The organism is Citrobacter sp. UYEF32 (genome assembly GCF_040546205.1).
Lineage (GTDB): Bacteria > Pseudomonadota > Gammaproteobacteria > Enterobacterales > Enterobacteriaceae > Phytobacter > Phytobacter diazotrophicus.
The window spans coordinates 535,513-555,669 of record NZ_JBEPNI010000001.1 but is presented as its reverse complement, the minus strand read 5'-3'; the positions used below and the strand labels follow the sequence as shown (position 1 = coordinate 555,669).

Below are 20,157 nucleotides of genomic sequence, written 5' to 3'. Positions count from 1 at the left end.
AAAATCATGAGCTTACGTGAAAAAACCATCAGCGGGGCGAAATGGTCGGCCATGGCAACGTTGACCATTATCGGGCTTGGGCTGGTACAGATGACCGTACTGGCGCGCATTATCGATAACCACCAGTTTGGCCTGCTCACTGTCTCGCTGGTGATTATCGCGCTCGCCGATACGCTATCGGATTTTGGTATTGCCAACTCCATCATTCAGCGTAAGGAGATCAGTCATCTCGAACTCACCACCCTGTACTGGCTGAATGTCGGGCTGGGTCTGGTGGTCTGTGTGGCTATCTTTTTACTCAGCGATCTGATTGCCGGGTTGCTGCATAACCCGGATCTGGCGCCGCTGATAAAAACCCTGTCGCTGGCCTTTGTGCTGATTCCGCATGGTCAGCAGTTCCGGGCGCTGATGCAAAAGGAGCTGGAGTTTAACAAGATCGGCAGCATAGAAACCGTCTCGGTGCTGGCTGGTTTTACCTTTACGGTGGTCAGCGCCTTTTTCTGGCCGCTGGCAATGACCGCCATCCTCGGCTATCTGGTTAACAGCGCCGTGCGTACGCTGCTCTTCGGCTGGTTTGGCCGCAAGATTTACCGTCCTGGTCTGCATTTTTCGCTGCGTTCGGTCAGTTCTAACCTCAAGTTTGGCGCGTGGCTTACGGCGGACAGCGTCATTAACTACCTGAACACCAATCTCTCTACGCTGGTACTGGCGCGCATCCTTGGGGCCAGCGTCGCGGGCGGTTACAACCTGGCCTATAACGTGGCCGTCGTTCCACCAATGAAACTCAACCCCATCATTACGCGCGTCCTGTTCCCGGCTTTCGCCAAAATTCAGGATGACACGGAAAAGCTGCGGCTTAATTTTTACAAGCTGTTGTCGGTGGTGGGGATCATTAACTTTCCGATCCTGCTTGGGCTGCTGGTGGTGTCGAATAATTTCGTGCCGCTGGTGTTCGGCGAGAAGTGGAGCAGCATCATTCCTGTCCTGCAATTGTTATGCATTGTGGGGCTGCTGCGTGCGGTCGGCAATCCGATTGGGTCGTTGTTAATGGCCAAAGCCCGCGTGGATATCAGCTTTAAATTCAATGTCTTCAAAACCTTTTTGTTTATTCCCGCCATCATTATTGGCGGCCACCTGGCAGGCGCCATTGGCGTCACGCTGGGCTTTCTGCTGGTGCAGATTATTAACACCGTCCTGAGCTATTTCGTGATGATCAAACCTGTTCTGGGATCCAGCTATCGCCAGTACATCCTGAGTCTGTGGCTGCCGTTCTACCTGTCGCTGCCAACGCTGGTGGTGAGTTATGGGCTGGGGCTGTCACTCGCAGGGCGTCTGCCGGTGTCGGCATTGCTTGCCGTTCAGGTGATGGCGGGCGCGCTGGCGTTCGCGGTGATGATTGTGCTGTCACGCAATGCGCTGGTGGTGGAGATGAAGCGCCAGTTTTGCCGCAACGAAAAGATGAAAACGCTATTGCGTGCCGGTTGATATTCATTTTCCTCCTCACCCCGGTTCTCTTCCCGAGCGGAGAGGTTTGGGGGGAGGGGAATTTTTTAAGAGGTCATTATGAAATTATTAATTCTTGGCAATCACACCTGCGGCAACCGTGGCGACAGCGCCATTTTGCGCGGGTTGCTGGATGCGATTGCACGCATCGAACCACAAGCGGAAGTGGACGTAATGAGCCGCTACCCGGTGAGTTCTTCCTGGCTGTTGAACCGCCCGGTCATGGGTGATCCACTCTACAGCCAGATGAAAGCGCACAATACTGCCGCCGGGTTAATGGGGCGGGTGAAAAAGGTCCTGCGCCGTCGCTACCAGCACCAGGTACTGCTTTCTCGGGTGACCGATAGCGGCAAATTGCGCAACATCGCTATTGCCCAGGGTTTTACCGATTTCGTCCGCCTGCTTGCAGGTTATGACGCGATTATCCAGGTGGGTGGCTCCTTTTTTGTCGATCTTTACGGCGTTCCGCAGTTCGAACATGCCCTCTGTACGTTTATGGCTAAAAAGCCGTTGTATATGATTGGCCACAGCGTCGGGCCGTTCCAGGATCCGCAGTTTAATCAACTGGCAAATTATGTCTTTGGTCATTGCGACGCGTTGATCCTGCGTGAGAGCGTCAGTCTGAATTTAATGAAGCAGAGTGAAATCACGACCGAGAAAGTGGAGCAGGGCGTTGATACCGCCTGGCTGGTGGAAGATGATGCGGCGTTTATCCCCAGCTACGCCGTCCGTCACTGGCTGGATGTGGCTGCAAAACAGAAAACCGTCGCTATTACGCTACGTGAACTCGCGCCGTTTGATAAGCGACTGGGTACGACCCAGCAAGCCTATGAAAAGGCCTTTGCCGACGTGGTGAACCGCATTCTGGATGCAGGCTGGCAGGTGATCGCGCTCTCGACCTGTACCGGTATCGACAGTTACAACAAAGATGACCGGATGGTGGCGCTCAATCTGCGTCAGCATATTAGCGACCCGTCCCGCTACCACGTGGTCATGGATGAACTTAACGACCTCGAAATGGGTAAAATCCTCGCCGCCTGTGACCTGACGGTGGGTACACGCCTGCACTCCGCCATCATCTCGATGAACTTCGGTACGCCGGCTATCGCCATTAACTACGAACACAAATCAGCCGGGATTATGCAGCAGCTCGGTATGCCGGAGATGGCGGTAGATATTCGCCACTTGCTGGATGGTTCGCTGGCGGCGATGGCGGCGGACACCCTGGGGCAACTGCCTGCGCTTAATCAACGCCTGGCCACCGCCGTGGCGGCCGAACGAGAGAAAGGCGCGTTGATGGTGAAATCGGTGCTGGATCGCATTCGGGAGGTGAAATGAAAGTCAGCTTCTTTTTGCTGAAATTCCCGCTCGCCTCGGAAACCTTTGTTCTGAATCAGATTGTGGCGTTTATCAACATGGGTTATGAGGTGGAGATCGTCGCGCTGCATAAGGGCGATCTGCAAAATACCCATAGTGCCTGGACGGAGTACCGTCTGGCGGAAAAAACCCACTGGTTACTGGATGAGCCGGAGGGCAAGCTGGCGAAACTGCGCTATCGTGGGCAGGCGATATTACGCGGCGCAGGACGCGCGGCCACCTGGAAAGCGCTCAATATGTCGCGCTACGGTGATGAAGCGCGAAACCTGATTCTGGCAGCCATCTGCGGTCTGACACCGCAGGTTTTTCGCGCCGATGTCTTTATTGCTCATTTTGGCCCGGCAGGGGTTACGGCGGCGAAACTGCGCGAACTGGGTCTGTTACAAGGCAAGATTGCCACTGTTTTCCACGGCATTGATATTTCGCATCGTGATGTGCTCAGCCACTATACGCCGGAATATCAGCAGCTCTTTCGCCGTGGCGACCTGATGTTACCTATTAGTGAACTGTGGGCGGACAGGTTACGCAGTATGGGCTGCCCGGAAGAAAAAATTGCCATCTCGCGCATGGGGGTAGATATCGCCCGTTTTACCCTGCGCCCGGTGAAAGCCCCCGGAACGCCGCTGCAGATGATCTCTGTTGCGCGGCTGACTGAGAAAAAGGGGCTGCATGTAGGTATTGAAGCCTGCCGTTTACTTAAAGAGCGTGGTGTGGCCTTTACCTGGACTATTTTGGGCATTGGCCCGTGGGAGCGGCGCTTGCGCACCCTGATTGAGCAATACCAACTGGATGATGTGATCCACATGCCGGGCTTTAAGCCCAGCCATGAGGTCAAAGCGATGCTGGATGAAGCCGATCTCTTTTTATTGCCGTCGGTCACCGGTGTGGATGGCGATATGGAAGGGATTCCCGTGGCCCTCATGGAGGCGATGGCCGTAGGTATTCCGGTGGTGTCAACGGTGCACAGTGGCATTCCTGAACTGATCAACGCTGGGGAGTCTGGCTGGCTGGTGCCGGAAAATGACGCCCGCACGCTGGCGGACAAGCTCGCCGAGTTCAGTGCAATGCAGCGTCAGGATCTGACGCCGGTGATTGCCCGCGCCCGCCAAAAAATCGAAACCGACTTCAACCAGCAACGTATCAATCAGCAACTTGCCACGCTGCTACAGGCGCTCTGAATCGAGGTCCTATGTCTGAGTTCGAAAAAAAGAATCGATTTGCGTTTAACCGACGCAGTTTCCTGACTGCTGGCGCCGCTCTTGCGGCGCTGCCTTTTTTACCGGTTGCCACAGCGCGCGCCGAAACGGTGGATATCCGTCGCTATCAGACAACCGACTGGCCTGCGGCGTTGAAACAGGCCTTTAGTGAAGCGCAAACGGTTGAAATCCCGGAAGGCCTGGTGTGTGAAAATCTCAATACCGGGGTCTTTATACCGCCGGGGAAGACGCTGCTGGTGCGGGGGAGCATTAAAAGCAATGGTCGTGGACGTCTGGTATTGCAGGATGGCTGTAAGGTCATCGGTGAGAAGGGGGGGAGTCTGTACAATCTGACGCTTGATGTCCGCGGTTCAGATTGTGTCATTCAAGGTTTGAATATGAGCGGTTATGGCCCGGTGGCGCAAATCTACATCGGTGGAAAAGAGCCGCAGGTGATGCGCAATCTGACCATCGACAACATTACGGTCACCAAGGCCAACTACGCCATTCTGCGTCAGGGCTTCCATAATCAGATTATTGGCGCCCGGATCACCAATAGCCGCTTTAGCTACCTGCAAGGTGACGCCATAGAGTGGAACGTCGCCATTAACGATCGCGATATCCTGATCTCTGACCATGTCATTGACCATATTGATTGCACAAACGGCAAAATCAACTGGGGCATCGGTATTGGGCTGGCGGGCAGTACCTACGATAACACCTACCCGGAAGACCAGGCGGTGAAGAATTTTGTGGTTGCCAACATCACCGGCAGCAATTGCCGACAACTGGTCCACGTTGAAAACGGCAAACACTTTATTATTCGTAACATTAAGGCAGAAAATATTACCCCGGACTTTAGCAAAAAAGCCGGGATAGATAACGCGACGGTGGCGATATATGGCTGTGACAATTTTGTCATTGATAACGTCTCGATGGTCAACAGCGCCGGGATGCTCATCGGCTACGGGGTTATCAAAGGCGATTATTTGTCCATTCCGCAAAATTTCAAACTGAACGATATTCGCCTGGAGAATGCACAGAGTCAGTACAAGCTGCGCGGTATCCAGATATCGTCCGGTAACGCCACCTCATTTGTGGCCATCACCAACCTCAACTTACAGCGGGCAACGCTGGAGTTCCATAACAAACCACAACACCTTTTCCTGCGAAATATCAACGTAATGCAAGACTCCTCTGTGGGGCCGGCACTCAAGCTTAACTTCGATTTACGTAAGGATGTGCGCGGGCGCTTTATGGCGCGGCAGGATACCTTGCTGTCGCTGGCAAATATTAAAGCTGTGAATGAGAAAGGGCAGAGCTCCGTCGATATCGATCGCATCGATCATCAGGTTGTGAATGTACAAAATCTCAACTTCCGTTTGCCGGCGAAGCCGTAGCGGTAAGGAGATTGTCATACTTTGCGATGAATCCTGGAGACTTTATTTCACTGCCAGGATTACATCTACAGCAATTATACGACAATCGGCGTAACATATTTCGCGGCAACTCGTCCCGTGAACGCTGGCGAAAAGAAGTTGAAGGTCTATAATTTATCAATCATTTACAGGTGGAAGGCATAATGATTAATTTGAAAGCAGTTATTCCGGTAGCAGGTTTGGGGATGCATATGCTACCCGCCACCAAAGCTATTCCTAAAGAGATGCTACCTATCGTCGATAAGCCAATGATTCAATACATCGTCGACGAAGTTGTTGCTGCAGGGATCAAAGAAATCGTCCTGGTAACTCACTCTTCCAAAAACGCGGTCGAAAACCACTTCGATACCTCCTATGAGCTGGAAGCGTTACTTGAACAGCGCGTAAAACGTCAGCTTCTGGCTGAGGTGCAGTCTATTTGCCCTCCAGGCGTGACAATCATGAACGTCCGTCAGGCGCAACCGCTGGGCCTGGGGCACTCCATTCTCTGTGCGCGCCCAATCGTTGGCGACAACCCGTTCGTGGTGGTCCTGCCGGATATCATTCTGGATTCCGCTTCTGCCGACCCGCTGCGTTACAACCTGGCGGCAATGGTTGCCCGTTTCAATGAAACCGGCCGTAGCCAGGTGCTGGCAAAACGCATGAAGGGCGACTTGTCTGAATACTCTGTGATTCAGACCAAAGAGCCGCTGGATAGCGAAGGTAAGGTGAGCCGTATCGTTGAGTTCATCGAAAAACCGGATCAGCCGCAAACGCTGGATTCAGACCTGATGGCTGTAGGCCGCTATGTACTTTCCTCTGAAATCTGGGCAGAGCTGGAGCGTACTGAGCCCGGCGCCTGGGGACGTATTCAGTTGACCGATGCTATCGCCGAGCTGGCGAAGAAGCAGTCTGTGGATGCGATGCTAATGACCGGCGAGAGTTACGACTGTGGTAAAAAAATGGGCTACATGCAGGCGTTCGTCAACTACGGCCTGCGTAACCTCAAAGAAGGTCAAAAATTCCGCGAAAGCATTAAGAAACTTTTGACGCAGTAATGGATCAGATAAAAAGTTAAAAATTAAGTAATTAGAATGGCAGCTGAGAGTGGCAACAGGAAGCATAAGTGCTTCAGAACATTCTCGCTGCTTTTTTTTATATTTTTCATGCCAGGTCAACGTATAAGAAATAAACGGAACATTCAGAGTTACTTTAATGGCTTGAGATTTTTCTTGTTTCCATATTGGTTTAAGCAGAAAATGTGTTTTTTAACATTTAGTGCCTGGTAATGATTCTCAGTTGCACTATTATGCCCGATTTCTAATGAAATCGTTGGACGTTACGTACAGCATACTGGTAGCTGATGAGCCAGGGGCGGTAGCGTGCCTTGTTTTTGACTTCATGCCCTGGCTTGAATTTTGCATGTCGGTGCCACAGTAACAACTCGCAAAGTAGATGGAATAATCTCGTGAAAATATTGGTCACAGGTGGGGCAGGTTTTATTGGATCTGCTGTCGTCCGTAATATCATTAAGAATACTCAGGATTCTGTAGTTAATGTTGATAAATTAACCTATGCGGGCAACCTTGAATCGCTGGTCGAAATTGAAACCAGTGCCCGCTATGTTTTTGAACGTGCAGACATTTGTGATGCTGAGGCGATGGCGCGTATTTTCGCCACACATCAGCCTGATGCTGTCATGCACCTGGCTGCTGAGAGCCATGTTGACCGCTCGATCACCGGACCTGCAGCCTTTATTGAGACAAATATCGTGGGCACTTATGTGCTGCTTGAAGCCGCACGTAAATACTGGTCTCAACTGGATGAAACACGAAAAGCCGCGTTCCGCTTCCATCATATCTCAACGGACGAAGTCTACGGCGATTTGCCGCACCCGGATGAGGTCCCCGCTGGCACCGCCTTGCCGCTGTTTACCGAGAAAACCCCTTATTCTCCCAGCAGCCCGTATTCCTCATCGAAAGCGTCCAGCGATCACTTAGTTCGCGCCTGGCGCCGTACTTACGGCTTGCCGACCCTGGTGACGAATTGCTCAAATAACTATGGTCCGTACCATTTCCCTGAAAAACTTATTCCGCTGATCATTCTTAATGCTTTGGCTGGTAAGCCGCTGCCTGTTTATGGCAATGGTGAACAAATTCGCGATTGGTTATTTGTCGAAGATCATGCCCGCGCTTTATATAAAGTCGTGACAGAAGGCGTTGCTGGTGAGACTTACAATATCGGTGGCCACAATGAGCGTAAGAATATTGAAGTTGTGAACACCATCTGCACTATTCTGGACGAAATTATTACTGCCAAACCTAATAATATTGGTAGCTTTGCTGAATTAATCACTTATGTTACCGACCGTCCGGGACACGACCTGCGTTACGCTATTGATGCGAGCAAAATTAAAGATGAACTGGGCTGGGTACCGCAGGAAACTTTTGAATCTGGTATCCGCAAAACGGTTGAATGGTATTTGACTAACCAGGACTGGTGGCAGCGTGTGATGGATGGGTCATATGCTGGTGAACGCCTGGGGCTTGCAGAATAAAATCATAAGGACGGAATAATGAAAGGTATTGTATTAGCTGGCGGTTCCGGAACTCGCCTCTATCCGATTACTCAGGGTGTGTCAAAACAGTTATTGCCGGTGTATGACAAACCGATGATTTTTTATCCGATCTCTGTACTGATGTTAGCAGGTATTCGTGACATTTTGATTATCACGACGCCGGAAGATATGGCATCTTTCCAGCGCTTATTAGGTGATGGTTCGCAGTTTGGTATCCGTCTTTCCTATGAAGTGCAGCCATCGCCGGACGGCCTGGCGCAGGCGTTTATTATCGGCGAAGAATTTATTAATAACGAGCCATGTGCGCTGGTGCTGGGCGATAATATCTATTTTGGTCAAAGTTTCGGCAAGAAACTGGAAACCGCAGCAAACTTGACCTCTGGTGCAATGGTATTCGGTTATCAGGTGCAGGATCCGGAACGTTTTGGTGTCGTGGAATTTGATGAAAACTACACCGCGTTATCTATCGAAGAAAAACCATTAAAACCAAAATCTAACTGGGCAGTGACCGGCCTCTATTTTTACGACAAAAATGTCGTCGAAATGGCAAAACAGGTGAAACCTTCAGCACGCGGTGAGCTGGAGATTACTACACTGAATCAGATGTATCTGGATCGTGGTGAATTGCAGGTTGAATTGCTGGGTCGTGGGTTTGCCTGGCTTGATACCGGAACCCATGACAGCCTGGTCGAAGCATCGCAATTTATTCATACCATTGAGAAACGGCAGGGCATGAAAGTCGCCTGCCTTGAAGAAATTGCGTTCCGTAAAGGCTGGTTAAATAAAGAACAAGTTGCAGAACAGATTAAAAAATTGTCGAAGACCGACTATGGCCGCTATCTGCAATTATTGATCAGTGAACAAGCGTAACTGAGCTGTGAAAACGAGAAGACGATGAAGATCTTATTAATTGGGAAAAATGGCCAGGTGGGCTGGGAACTGCAACGTTCTTTGTCAACATTAGGTGAGCTTGTCGCAGTCGATTTTTTTGATACTGAGTTATGTGGCGATCTGACCAATCCTGAGGGGATTGCCGAAACCATTCGTAGTGTAAAACCTGATGTCATTGTTAATGCGGCTGCGCATACGGCGGTAGATAAAGCGGAAAGTGAAAGAGAACTTTCGCAACTGCTGAATGCTGATAGCGTTGAAGTGATCGCGAAAGAGTCAGCGAAGCTCGGTGCGTTACTGGTGCATTATTCTACTGATTATGTCTTTAACGGCCAGGGCACGCATTTTCGTCTGGAAGATGAGCAGACGGGGCCGCTGAATGTTTATGGTGAAACAAAACTGGCGGGCGAGCTGGCTGTGGCAACCCACAATCCACGCCACTTCATTTTCCGCACCAGTTGGGTGTATGCAACACGCGGTGCGAACTTTGCGAAAACAATGCTTCGTCTGGCAAAAGAAAAAGAACAATTAGCGATTATCAACGATCAACATGGCGCGCCAACCGGCGCGGAGTTGTTGGCAGATTGCACCGCGATCGCCATCCGTGCTGCGACAAATAATGCCTCGCTGTTTGGTACTTATCACCTCGTCGCCAGTGGGGAAACCACCTGGTATGACTATGCGCAATATGTTTTCTCCGTCGCCCAGGAACTGGGTGAATCACTCGCCATCAAGGAAGTGAAAGGGGTTGACACATCTGCATATCCAACCCCGGCCAAACGCCCGTCTAATTCGCGTTTGTCGAATCTGAAATTCCAGACCGCCTTTGCAACCGTTATTCCTGACTGGAAAGTAGGTGTAAAACGTGTCGTGACTGAAATGCTTGGAAAGTAAATAAATGAATGTAATTAAGACTGCAATTCCAGAAGTATTTATTTTTGAACCGAAAGTTTTTGGTGACGCCCGTGGTTTTTTCTTTGAAAGTTTCAGTCAAAAAATTTTTGAGGAAGCGGTAGGAAAAAAAATCGACTTCGTTCAGGACAACCACTCACAATCGCAGAAAGGTGTGCTTCGTGGTCTGCATTATCAGCTTGACCCGCATGCACAGGGCAAGCTGGTGCGTTGTATCGAAGGGGAAGTGTTCGATGTTGCTGTGGATATTCGAAAACATTCTGCAACTTTCGGTCAATGGGTTGGCGCAGTATTGAGCGCAGAGAATAAGCGACAGTTGTGGATTCCGGAAGGGTTTGCTCACGGCTTTTTAACCCTGAGCGATACGGCACAGTTTGTTTATAAAGCGACAAATTACTACGCGCCACAGTCGGAACGTTGCATTATCTGGAACGATCCGCAAATCAATATTGAATGGCCGGAGGCTGGTCAAGTGCAATTGTCGGCAAAAGATCAGAATGGGCTTCTCTTATCAGGTGCGGAAACCTATCCCTAACATGAAGATGGATAAGAGAGTCGCGATACTTTTGTGTACTTACAATGGAAGTAAGTTTATACGCAAACAGCTTGACTCAATTACTAATCAAACTCATCAGAACTGGGTTATTTTTGCATCTGATGATGGTTCGACTGATGGTACTTTGGAAATTATCCATGAGTACCAGCGAAACTATGGAGAGGACAAAATTGTCCTGCTCCGTGGACCTAATAAGGGATTTGCCTGGAATTTTATCTCTGCGCTTGAAAGCTGTGGCGATGATTTTGATTATTATGCTTTCAGCGATCAAGACGACGAGTGGGTAGAGAACAAACTTTCCCATGCGTTGGATTACTTAGCGCAAAATCCTCAAACACCGTCAGTGTATTGTGGTAGGACTATTCTTACAGATGAAGAAGGGGAAGTTATTGGCCTCTCTCCGCTGTTTGATAAAACACCTTCATTCCGTAATGCGTTAGTGCAAAGTATCGCTGGCGGTAATACGATGGTGCTTAATAAGCAAGCCAGAGATATTGTCATCGAAACCCCTAAATGGCAGGAAATTATCTCTCATGATTGGTGGGTATACATACTGATCACGGGCTGTGGAGGGGATGTCCACTATGATTCTTCGCCTACAATAAAATATCGGCAGCATCAGGAAAACCTCATCGGATCTAATCTGACAATGATTGCGCGCGCACAGCGGATCAAGAAGCTGATGGGGGGGCATTTTAAGCGCTGGAATGATAAAAACCTTGAGCTTATTAAGCCATTCCGGAATAGATTGACCCCGGAAAATGCCAAAATCTTATCGAGTTTCGACAGCAAACGGAATGCGAATATTTTCTCAAGAATCAGGATGATATTTGAAACCAGATTATATCGGCAAACCTGGTGTGGAAATATTGCGCTCATCGCCGCGATTTTTTTGAATAAAATTTGATGGCAGATATGAAATTTTGAGGTGAAGTTGTGAGTGGAAAAGAAAAAATAATATCATCGGGCTCTCTTATGAGTTCGCTGGTAAATAATCGAAGTCTTATTTTTCAAATGACGAAAAGGGACATTCTGAGTAAATATAAAGGTTCTGCGATTGGTGTGCTATGGTCCTTAATTAACCCTATCCTCATGCTTGCTATATATACATTGGTTTTTTCTGTTGTATTTAAAGCTCGGTGGGGAAATGCTGCCGCTGATGAGCCTAAAACACAGTTTGCGGTTATTTTGTTTGTTGGTATGATTATTCATTCATTTCTGGCTGAGTGCTTGCTGAGAGCACCAAATTTAATTTTACAAAATTCTAATTACGTCAAAAAAGTTGTCTTCCCTTTAGAAATATTGCCAGTAGTCACCGTGTTATCGTCAGTTTTTCAAAGTATGATCAGTAGCGCCGTATTGATTATGGCTTTTTTTATTTTTAATGGCTATATTAATTGGACGATTATATTTGCACCGATAGTCTTTCTACCATTGGTAATATTATCGCTGGGTCTATCATGGCTTATTTCTTCACTAGGTGTTTATATCCGTGATATCGGGCAGTCGATCGGTGTAATTGTTACTGTTTTAATATTTCTTTCTCCTGTTTTTTATCCTCTCGCGGCATTGCCAGAGTGGATGCAAAGTATCGTGCTGCTTAATCCCTTGACTTATATTATTGAGCAATCACGCATTGTTATTGTTTGGGGGCAATTGCCCGATTTCTTCGGATTAGCAATTTATTCAGTAAACTCTATCTGGATTACCTATGTCTGCTATATCTGGTTCCAGAAAACACGAGGAGGGTTTGCTGATGTCATCTGATCTGTATGCAATTGAAATTGATAATGTCAGTAAATGCTATCAAGTCTACGATAATCCCATTAAAAGATTAAAAGAATTTATCGTACCGAAAGTGCATCATCGCACAGAAAAAGTAACCAGACTCTACCATGATGAGTTTTGGGCGTTGCAGGATATCAGCTTTCGATTGAAAAAAGGCGAAACCGTCGGGATTGTTGGTAAAAATGGATCCGGAAAATCAACCCTTTTGCAAATAATTGCCGGCACGCTGACTCCTACTTCCGGGAGCGTTAAGTTAAATGGACGTGTCGCCGCATTACTTGAATTGGGTGCCGGGTTTAATAACGATTTTTCGGGCCGGGAAAATATCTACCTCAATGCAGCATTACTGGGATTGACCAGAGCTGAAATTGAAGAAAAATTAGATGATATCATCAGTTTTGCAGATATCGGACATTTTATTGACTCACCTGTTCGTGCTTATTCAAGTGGGATGCTGGTACGTCTGGCGTTTGCTATCCAGGCGCAAATAGAGCCGGAAATCTTAATTGTGGATGAAGCGCTGGCGGTTGGTGATGCGCGGTTTCAGGCAAAATGTTTTGCGCGTTTAAAACAGCTAAAAGAAAAGGGAACCTCTATTCTGTTTGTCTCCCATGCGACTGAACAGATTGTGACTCATTGCGACTCTGCCATTTTAATTAATGACGGAGTTATGCTCATGCAAGACAGCCCACGCGTAGTGGTAAATAAATATCTCGATCTTCTCTTTGGCAAAACGGATGAAAAAGAAGCTATTTCTGGGAAGATCGAGTCGGGTATTGAGCAGCAACGTATAGAGGAGAATCTACAGAGCTCCCTGAAAGTTCAGAACTGGTTCAAGGATGGGCTGTGTTATGAACAAAGGCCTAATTACAACCCTTCGGAGTACCGTTGGGGCGATCTTAAGGCTGAAATACTGGACTATCAGTTGGTTCAGGATGATAAGCAGTATCCACTGGTGATCGAGGGCGAGCGTGCAATTCATTTGCAGTTTTACGTAAGGTTTAAAGAAGCGGTATATCGTCCTATTTTTGGTTTTGCACTCAAAACCAAAGAAGGGGTGACAATTTATAACACCAATAGTGAATTTCAGAATATTGATATGTCCAGGCAATTCAATGCCGGAGATATTATGCATGCTTCTTTATCAATGCCTGTCAACCTTGCTTCCGGGGATTATTTTATCTCGGTGGGTATCGCCAGTTGCGATGAGGGCGGTTCCGTTGTGCCGCATGACAGGCGTTACGATTCTATACATTTGAGTGTGTTGAACCGGGTACAGTTTATCGGTTTAGTAAATTTGGACACTCATATTAGTCTGCAATGAACTGTGACATCGCCGGGCATTGCCTGAGCGGTGTTACAAATACAGGTGGGTTTTATGTTTCAACTCGAAAGTCTTGGCTATTTTTTCGATAAAAGTCTAAATGTATGGAGACGTGAAGACTACACCAACATAGGTTACAACGATGGCGATGAGGCGGAAGAACGCCTTGCTGGCATTATCCGCGATGCGGAAGATATTTCGGTTTTTTCTGATGAGTTGCGCAATAAATGCATTGACTGGCAGACGCTCTACCATTTGACGTCGCAGCGCGGAAATGTCTTACGCCCTTTTGCCCATTTATTGCAAGGAGATGTCCTTGAAATTGGTGCAGGCTGTGGGGCAATCAGCCGCTTTCTTGGCGAAAACGGTGGTAATATTCTGGCCCTTGAAGGGAGTCAGCGCAGGGCATCTATTGCTGCCAGCCGTACTCGCGATCTGGATAATGTGCAGGTTGTTGCAGAGCGCTTTGATCGCTTTAATCCAGGTCGTCAGTTCGATGCTATCACGCTTATCGGTGTTCTTGAATATGCAACCATGTTTGGCGATGGCGAGCACCCAGAGAAGGATTTACTTACCCAGGTTCGTAAATTGCTTAAGCCCGGCGGCTTTTTATTCATAGCCATTGAAAATAAATTAGGCCTTAAGTATTTTGCCGGCGCGCCTGAAGATCATATTCGTCAGTCAATGTATGGCATCGAAGGTCGTTATAAAACTGGAGAAGCAAAAACCTGGGGTTATGCAGAGTTAAGTGAGCTTCTCACTGAAACGGGTTATAAGCACTCTGATGTATTATTGCCGTTCCCGGATTACAAACTCCCCATGTCTATTGTTACCCCACAGGGTAGCGATATGGCGGACTTTGACGCGTCCGCGCTTGCCGTTCAGAGTGTCTTCAGCGATCCACAATTACCTGCGCATTTGACGTTTTCACTACAAAATAGCTTCCCCGAAATTTTCAAAAATAAGCTTGGGGTGTCACTTGCGAACTCGTTTATTTTTGTGGCCAGCATTGATGCTGAAATACCTTTAGACAAGACGGTTCTTGCTTACCATTACAGCACACAACGCAAAAAAGAATACGCTAAAGAAACACTCTTCCGTCGCACTGATAATGGCGAAGTGGATATTTCTTACCGCTTTTTCTCAAGTGAGAATGTTGCGCGAGAAGAGAATAAATACTCGCAAATCAGGAAGAATGGTGATAAATATTATCGCGGTACATTGCTAGGTCAGCAATTCATTAATGCACTTTGTACTGATTATTGGAACTTTAATGATATCGTTAACTTGATGAAACAATGGTTAGCGGCCCTCGATTACTTTATCAAGAATGATCAGGATAGTAATCTGAACCTGATACTCAATGCTAATTTTAGTTTACCTGCGTATTTTATTGATGCCATCCCTCAGAATATTATTCTTTCTGATGGGCAGCCTGTTTTATTCGACGTTGAGTGGGAAGGTACGGAGCGAATTGAACTGGGGCATCTCCTGTTCAGAGGTATCATCCTGGTGCTCAATCAGGCAAGGGTCCGTCCATTGGCTGATAATGAGTTAATTACCCGAAAAGAATTTGTTCATCAAGTATTTGCAAGTTTGGGAATTGTATTGGCAGATGATGATCTGCAGCGGTACATGCGCAAGGAAGCTCAATTCCAGCATCAGGTCACAGGCCGTAACTTTGACGATTTACTTGTCTGGCACGAAGAGCGACCTCTGGCTCCGGTGAGTATTAAACATAGTAGAGCCTGCCTCTATTTCGCCTTTGGAGAGGAAGATTTTGCGGAAGAAAATACACAATTCTCAGTGCTGAACTGGGGCAAAAATACAATTCGCTGGGCAATTAAGGGAAGCAACCAACAGCCTGTAACTAAATTACGGTTCGATCCTGTAGATGGCTGTCACTGGTTCTCAATGTCAGGACTAGCGATCAAAAATGCCGATGGTGATATTATCTGGCAGTTAAATTCCCATAAGGCTAACGGTGAATACAGAGATATTCTGAAAGTTCAGAAGGGACAACCGCAGGACGTTTATTATTCGACATCGCAAGACCCACAGATCGTTTTGCAAAATATTCCTGCACTCTCTGAGATGTATATTGAAGCCGAAGTGGAACTTATCAGGGAAAATGCGCTGGCTGAAATTTTCAGAGCCAATAAAGCACATAACTTAATGCTTGAACAGAAAAAATTAAATGACGTATCCGCGAAATTACACGATACCCATATTGAACTAACGGAAACGACACTACGTCTTGAAAAAACAATAGAACGACTGGAGGAAACTGCCAGACAACGGGATATAACGTCTGAAAAACTTGAAGAAACCACACAGCAATTGGATGAAACCTCTGGACAATTAGAGAAGACAAGAACCCAACTGGAAAATACGAAAGTACAGATGGACAATGTCCGGGTACAACTAGAAAGCACCAAGGTACGACTGGATAATACTACCGAGGAACTGGACGACACAGCGGTTCAACTCGAAAACACCACGGTACATTTGGACAAGACCACGGCACAATTGGAGAAAGCCACCGTGCAACTGGAGAATTCAACCGTACAATTGGGTGAGACCACTGTACGACTTATTGATGTGCATACCGAATTAGAAGATACCGAGGCGCAATTGGATGCCAGAAATGCACAACTTGAAAATACTAAAGTGCAACTATCATCTGCTAATGCGCAACTTGCTCATGTTAATGCCCAGCTCGCGGGCGCAATGGCAAGAATAAATGCCCTTGAGAGCTCATCCAGCTGGAAAGTTACAGCACCTCTGCGCGCAGTAGGGAAAATAAAACACAGATCCAAGGCGTTGGCCTCTGTTACCCGACGTTTGTATCGCCAGCATGGGCTGAAGAAAATTGTCTCACGCGGGATGAGTACCTTGCGTCGGGAGGGCTGGAAAGGTGTCGTTGCGCGCCTCCGGCAGCAGCGTATGATGCAAATGCTGCACGCTGTTGCTGCAGCGCCAGTCCCAGTGCCAGCGCCAGCGCCTTTCATCGCGGGTAATGACGAAAATGCTACGTCCGCGGTTGGCAGTACAGCCCCTATGGCGGTCATGTTGCCAACCACGATTACGTATAACCGAAGCGAAGGCTATCATCTCCGCCATGGTGTTTCGGAATACTGTTACGTTACTCCTGCGCAGCCAGATAATTTATCAATCATTATCAACAATATGGCCGTTAAACCACTCTTTTCTATTGTGGTGCCAATCTACAACACGCCGCTGGATCTGCTCCATGAGCTTATCGAATCTATCGAAGCGCAGTGGTACCCTCAGTGGGAATTGATTCTGGCTAATGATTGCAGTACCGATCCGCAACTCTATGACGTGTTAAGCAGTATTACCAATCCACAGATCAAAGTTGTTCATCTTGAAACGAATAGCCGTATTTCCGGTGCAACGAATTTTGCTATTGAGCATGCAGCGGGGGATTATATTGTCTTTACGGATCACGATGATCTTCTGACGCCAGATTGCTTATATGAAATGGCGCTATGCATTAACAATGATGATCCTGACTTTATCTACAGTGATGAAGATAAACTCTCCGAAGAAGGATTCTACGTCCAGCCTCACTTCAAGCCTGACTGGTCGCCAGATACCATGATGAGCACGATGTTTACGTGCCATGCGTCTTGTGTCAAAAAAACATTACTGGCAAAAACAGGTTTATTACGTTCAGAATTTGATGGTTGTCAGGATTGGGATTTTGTTTTGCGTGTGTCTGAACAGACATCAAAAATTAGCCATATTTCTAAGGTACTGTATCACTGGAGAATTATTCCCCAATCGACCGCTTCTGATATTGCAGCGAAAGATTATGTCCTGGAAGCCTCTGTTAATGTACGCAAAGACGCACTGGCTCGTCGCGGTCAACAGGGCGTCGTCGAACCTGTTGTGGGGCCTGCAGGCTATTTTCGTGTAAATTACTTCCCGATTGGTAATCCGTTAGTCAGCATTATTATTCCTACCCGCGACAATTGTAACGTATTGCGTCGCTGTGTTGATTCCATTAAAAATACGACACGTTACAGCCAATATGAGATCATTATTCTCGATAATGGCTCTGTTGCTGCTGATGCACTTGAATACTTTTCCTCGCTTGAAAGCGAAGAAAAGATAAAAGTTATTCGCCATGATCGCCCGTTCAACTTCTCGGAACTCAATAATGTTGGTGTGGCTGAATCAAAAGGTGAGATTCTGCTTTTCTTGAACGACGATACAGAAGTTTTGCATGCTGATTGGTTAGAGCGTCTGATAGGTTACGCTCAATTGCCGCATATAGGTGCTGTAGGTGCAAAATTAATCTATCCGGAAACGAACCTTGTCCAACACGCTGGTGTGCTGAATCTTGCCGGTGGACCAATGCATGCGCTACATAATATTGACCGCACCCACCCAGGTTATTTCATGCGTAACCTTCTGGAATATAACTGGCTGGCTGTAACCGGTGCATGTCTGATGATGGAAAGGAAAAAATTTGATCGAATCGGTCAGTTCGACGAATCTTTTCCTATTGCCTATAACGATGTAGATTTATGTTTCCGCAGCGTAGATGCGGGATATTACAATGTAATGTGCCCAGCTGTTGAACTTTATCATTACGAGTCCGTTAGTCGTGGATTGGATCATCAGGATGAAGAAAAAGTGCGACGTCTCATGAACGAGCTAAGTCGACTCAACGAAAAACATCCTCGTTATTATCAATACGATCCATTCTTCAATATTAACTTGCACCCTAACGGCATTAATTTTGAGGTTGGTTGCTGATGCTTATGAATACTATTCTGGGACCTGAATTCAATCGCTTTGCAGAAGCGATTGAATCATTTAAAGATTTGCCAGTAACTGCATTAAATGATGCGGAAGTGATCTCTTTTGATTTTTTCGATACATTATTTACCCGTCCGCTTGCTGACCCAGAGGATGCTTTTGACATTCTTGGGAAACAACTGGGTATTGATAATTTCAAAACAAAACGGCAAAGCGCTCAGGTTGAAGCCTTTCGTCAGATGAGTGCCAGTGGTAAAAAAGAGATTACTATTGCAGGTATTTATGCAGCCTTCACTCATGATGTGCAGGCCGCTGAAAAAATGGCCGATGCAGAATACCAATTGGAACTAAACTTAGTTGAACCAAATGGTATTATCTTTGAATTATTCAAGCAGTTAAAAGATGCCGGGAAAACGGTCATTGTTACTTCCGATATGTATTTACCGGCGCGTTTTTTTGAGCAGGCGCTGGAGAAATACGGAGTTACCGGTGTTGCGGTGTTCAGTTCAGCCGATGAAAACGCGACTAAGCGTGATTCAGGAGAACTCTTTGACATCATTGCACGTAGACTGAATGTTTCTACGGATCAGATTTTACATGTTGGTGATAATGAAGTATCCGATGTGATACGTCCGCGTGAGAAAGGCCTTCTTGCATATCACTATTGTTCCCACTACTTAAGCACAATTTGCAAAGGGTTGCCGCTGTCTCTCTCTTTTGCTCAGGGAATGTTAAAAAGCCATGAAGGCTATCATGACCTTCAGACTTATAAAAGTTTAGGTTTTACCTATGGCGGTGCTGCATCTCTTGGTTTCCTTAAATGGATTAAAGCTCAGGCGGTAGCACAGCAGATCGATCACGTGTTTTTCTTATCCCGTGATGGTTATGTAATGCAAAAGATGGTAGAGCGGGGCGATGTTGGTGATTTCCCTGATTCAACATATTTCTATGGTTCCCGTACAGCGCTGACCCTTGCGACAATTAATGATCAGAACTTTTTGCAGTTCATCCCCTTTTTACTCTCTGGAGCCGAGGGGTTGCAGCCACGTGAAGTCCTTGAGCGTATTGGTGTCGTTCCGCCAGCTCCCGAAATTATGGCTTCTTTTGGGCTGTCTGCGGAAACTGCGCTGACGCCTGAGCTATTCCCATTAATGACCAATTTCTTGTATGCGTGGAGATGGCAAATCTTACTGGTTTGCCGTAAAAACCGCCGTGGTCTTTTTGCTTATATTCAAAAGTTAGGTATTAAACCGGGTGAGAAAATTGCTCTCGTGGATGTCGGCTGGAGTGGTACAACACAAGAAGCCTTTTACCATGCGGTGAAACAATTTTTTGATGTAGATATCCACGGTTATTATTTCTGCCTTGCAAATACCGCAGAGAAAGTCAGACGTAAAGGATTTCTGCAAATGCACGCAATGTATGAAGCTGAAAATACCGATATATCTCTCATCGATCAGATCTATGAAAACCGCGTAGCCATTGAACTTTTTTTCTCTGCGCCGCATGACTCAATTATTGGTTATGATGCAGCAACATCTGCACCCGTTGGTGATCAAGGGCGTGGGTTAAAACGTGACCTGTCACAGAGTGTTTCTGATATCTGTGACGGCGCGATGTTATTCGCAGAGAATTACAACGCGCTAAGCAAGCGTCTCAATATTGAGTTGACGCCTCATGAGCTTACTTTGAGTATGCTTAGTCTGGTTCAGAATAAAAAGTGGCAGGATTATTCAGCAATCACGGGTATTTCAAATTTTGACGCGTGGGGTAGCTCAAGATTGAAATCACTGTGCGTGGAAGATTATTTAATTAGTTAAATA

At 47.0% G+C, this 20,157-nt stretch carries 14 protein-coding genes; all 14 read left to right on the top strand.

Features of this window, described 5'->3' with window-relative positions; all coding sequences use genetic code 11:
- Positions 1-6: 6 nt before the first annotated feature.
- On the top strand, positions 7-1,485 hold the full coding sequence (gene wzxC, locus ABIB59_RS02855) for a colanic acid undecaprenyl disphosphate flippase WzxC (protein WP_079496326.1): 1,479 nt from the start codon (positions 7-9) through the stop codon (positions 1,483-1,485).
- A gap of 78 nt (positions 1,486-1,563) precedes the next feature.
- Positions 1,564-2,841: a colanic acid biosynthesis pyruvyl transferase WcaK gene (wcaK, locus tag ABIB59_RS02850; protein ID WP_041851960.1), complete on the top strand. Its 1,278-nt coding sequence runs from the start codon at positions 1,564-1,566 to the stop codon at positions 2,839-2,841.
- Complete coding sequence (gene wcaL, locus ABIB59_RS02845; protein WP_071195749.1) at positions 2,838-4,058, top strand: colanic acid biosynthesis glycosyltransferase WcaL; 1,221 nt, start codon at positions 2,838-2,840, stop codon at positions 4,056-4,058. Before wcaK ends, wcaL begins: the two co-directional genes overlap by 4 nt.
- 11 nt (positions 4,059-4,069) lie before the next feature.
- Entirely contained in the window at positions 4,070-5,476 is a 1,407-nt protein-coding gene (gene wcaM, locus ABIB59_RS02840; RefSeq protein ID WP_052249330.1) for a colanic acid biosynthesis protein WcaM, read from the top strand.
- Positions 5,477-5,658: 182 nt separating this feature from the next.
- Positions 5,659-6,552 (top strand): GalU regulator GalF, encoded by an 894-nt coding sequence (galF, locus tag ABIB59_RS02835; RefSeq protein ID WP_041851958.1) that lies wholly within the window; start codon positions 5,659-5,661, stop codon positions 6,550-6,552.
- 410 nt (positions 6,553-6,962) lie between these two features.
- Positions 6,963-8,051, top strand: a complete 1,089-nt coding sequence (gene rfbB / locus ABIB59_RS02830) for a dTDP-glucose 4,6-dehydratase (protein WP_354033947.1) — start codon at positions 6,963-6,965, stop codon at positions 8,049-8,051.
- Between the two features lie 18 nt (positions 8,052-8,069).
- Positions 8,070-8,942 carry a glucose-1-phosphate thymidylyltransferase RfbA gene (rfbA, locus tag ABIB59_RS02825; RefSeq protein ID WP_079496327.1) on the top strand — a complete coding sequence of 291 codons (873 nt, stop codon included), beginning with the start codon at positions 8,070-8,072 and terminating at the stop codon, positions 8,940-8,942.
- 24 nt (positions 8,943-8,966) lie between these two features.
- Positions 8,967-9,857 (top strand): dTDP-4-dehydrorhamnose reductase, encoded by an 891-nt coding sequence (gene rfbD, locus ABIB59_RS02820; RefSeq protein ID WP_041851955.1) that lies wholly within the window; start codon positions 8,967-8,969, stop codon positions 9,855-9,857.
- Positions 9,858-9,861: 4 nt separating this feature from the next.
- The gene (gene rfbC, locus ABIB59_RS02815) at positions 9,862-10,410 is read left to right on the top strand and encodes a dTDP-4-dehydrorhamnose 3,5-epimerase (RefSeq protein WP_041851954.1); all 549 of its coding nucleotides are present in this window, start codon (positions 9,862-9,864) and stop codon (positions 10,408-10,410) included.
- 1 nt (position 10,411) lies between these two features.
- The gene (locus ABIB59_RS02810) at positions 10,412-11,338 is read left to right on the top strand and encodes a glycosyltransferase family 2 protein (protein WP_354033944.1); all 927 of its coding nucleotides are present in this window, start codon (positions 10,412-10,414) and stop codon (positions 11,336-11,338) included.
- A 29-nt stretch (positions 11,339-11,367) separates the two neighbouring features.
- Positions 11,368-12,198, top strand: coding sequence for an ABC transporter permease (locus tag ABIB59_RS02805; protein WP_354033942.1), 831 nt, complete (start codon positions 11,368-11,370; stop codon positions 12,196-12,198).
- Positions 12,188-13,543 (top strand): ABC transporter ATP-binding protein, encoded by a 1,356-nt coding sequence (locus ABIB59_RS02800; protein ID WP_354033941.1) that lies wholly within the window; start codon positions 12,188-12,190, stop codon positions 13,541-13,543. Before ABIB59_RS02805 ends, ABIB59_RS02800 begins: the two co-directional genes overlap by 11 nt.
- A 54-nt stretch (positions 13,544-13,597) precedes the next feature.
- A complete protein-coding gene (locus ABIB59_RS02795) occupies positions 13,598-18,331 on the top strand; it encodes a glycosyltransferase (protein WP_354033939.1) in 4,734 nt (1,577 codons plus the stop codon).
- Positions 18,331-20,154, top strand: a complete 1,824-nt coding sequence (locus ABIB59_RS02790) for an HAD family hydrolase (protein WP_354033937.1) — start codon at positions 18,331-18,333, stop codon at positions 20,152-20,154. Before ABIB59_RS02795 ends, ABIB59_RS02790 begins: the two co-directional genes overlap by 1 nt.
- Positions 20,155-20,157 lie beyond the last annotated feature (3 nt).

Bases quoted from the DNA above. Each gene is read 5' to 3' on its own strand.
- wzxC (WP_079496326.1), top strand. From the start codon at position 7: ATGAGCTTACGTGAAAAAACCATCAGCGGGGCGAAATGGTCGGCCATG.
- wcaK (WP_041851960.1), top strand. From the start codon at position 1,564: ATGAAATTATTAATTCTTGGCAATCACACCTGCGGCAACCGTGGCGAC.
- wcaL (WP_071195749.1), top strand. From the start codon at position 2,838: ATGAAAGTCAGCTTCTTTTTGCTGAAATTCCCGCTCGCCTCGGAAACC.
- wcaM (WP_052249330.1), top strand. From the start codon at position 4,070: ATGTCTGAGTTCGAAAAAAAGAATCGATTTGCGTTTAACCGACGCAGT.
- galF (WP_041851958.1), top strand. From the start codon at position 5,659: ATGATTAATTTGAAAGCAGTTATTCCGGTAGCAGGTTTGGGGATGCAT.
- rfbA (WP_079496327.1), top strand. From the start codon at position 8,070: ATGAAAGGTATTGTATTAGCTGGCGGTTCCGGAACTCGCCTCTATCCG.
- rfbD (WP_041851955.1), top strand. From the start codon at position 8,967: ATGAAGATCTTATTAATTGGGAAAAATGGCCAGGTGGGCTGGGAACTG.
- rfbC (WP_041851954.1), top strand. From the start codon at position 9,862: ATGAATGTAATTAAGACTGCAATTCCAGAAGTATTTATTTTTGAACCG.
- ABIB59_RS02810 (WP_354033944.1), top strand. From the start codon at position 10,412: ATGAAGATGGATAAGAGAGTCGCGATACTTTTGTGTACTTACAATGGA.
- ABIB59_RS02800 (WP_354033941.1), top strand. From the start codon at position 12,188: ATGTCATCTGATCTGTATGCAATTGAAATTGATAATGTCAGTAAATGC.
- ABIB59_RS02795 (WP_354033939.1), top strand. From the start codon at position 13,598: ATGTTTCAACTCGAAAGTCTTGGCTATTTTTTCGATAAAAGTCTAAAT.
- ABIB59_RS02790 (WP_354033937.1), top strand. From the start codon at position 18,331: ATGCTTATGAATACTATTCTGGGACCTGAATTCAATCGCTTTGCAGAA.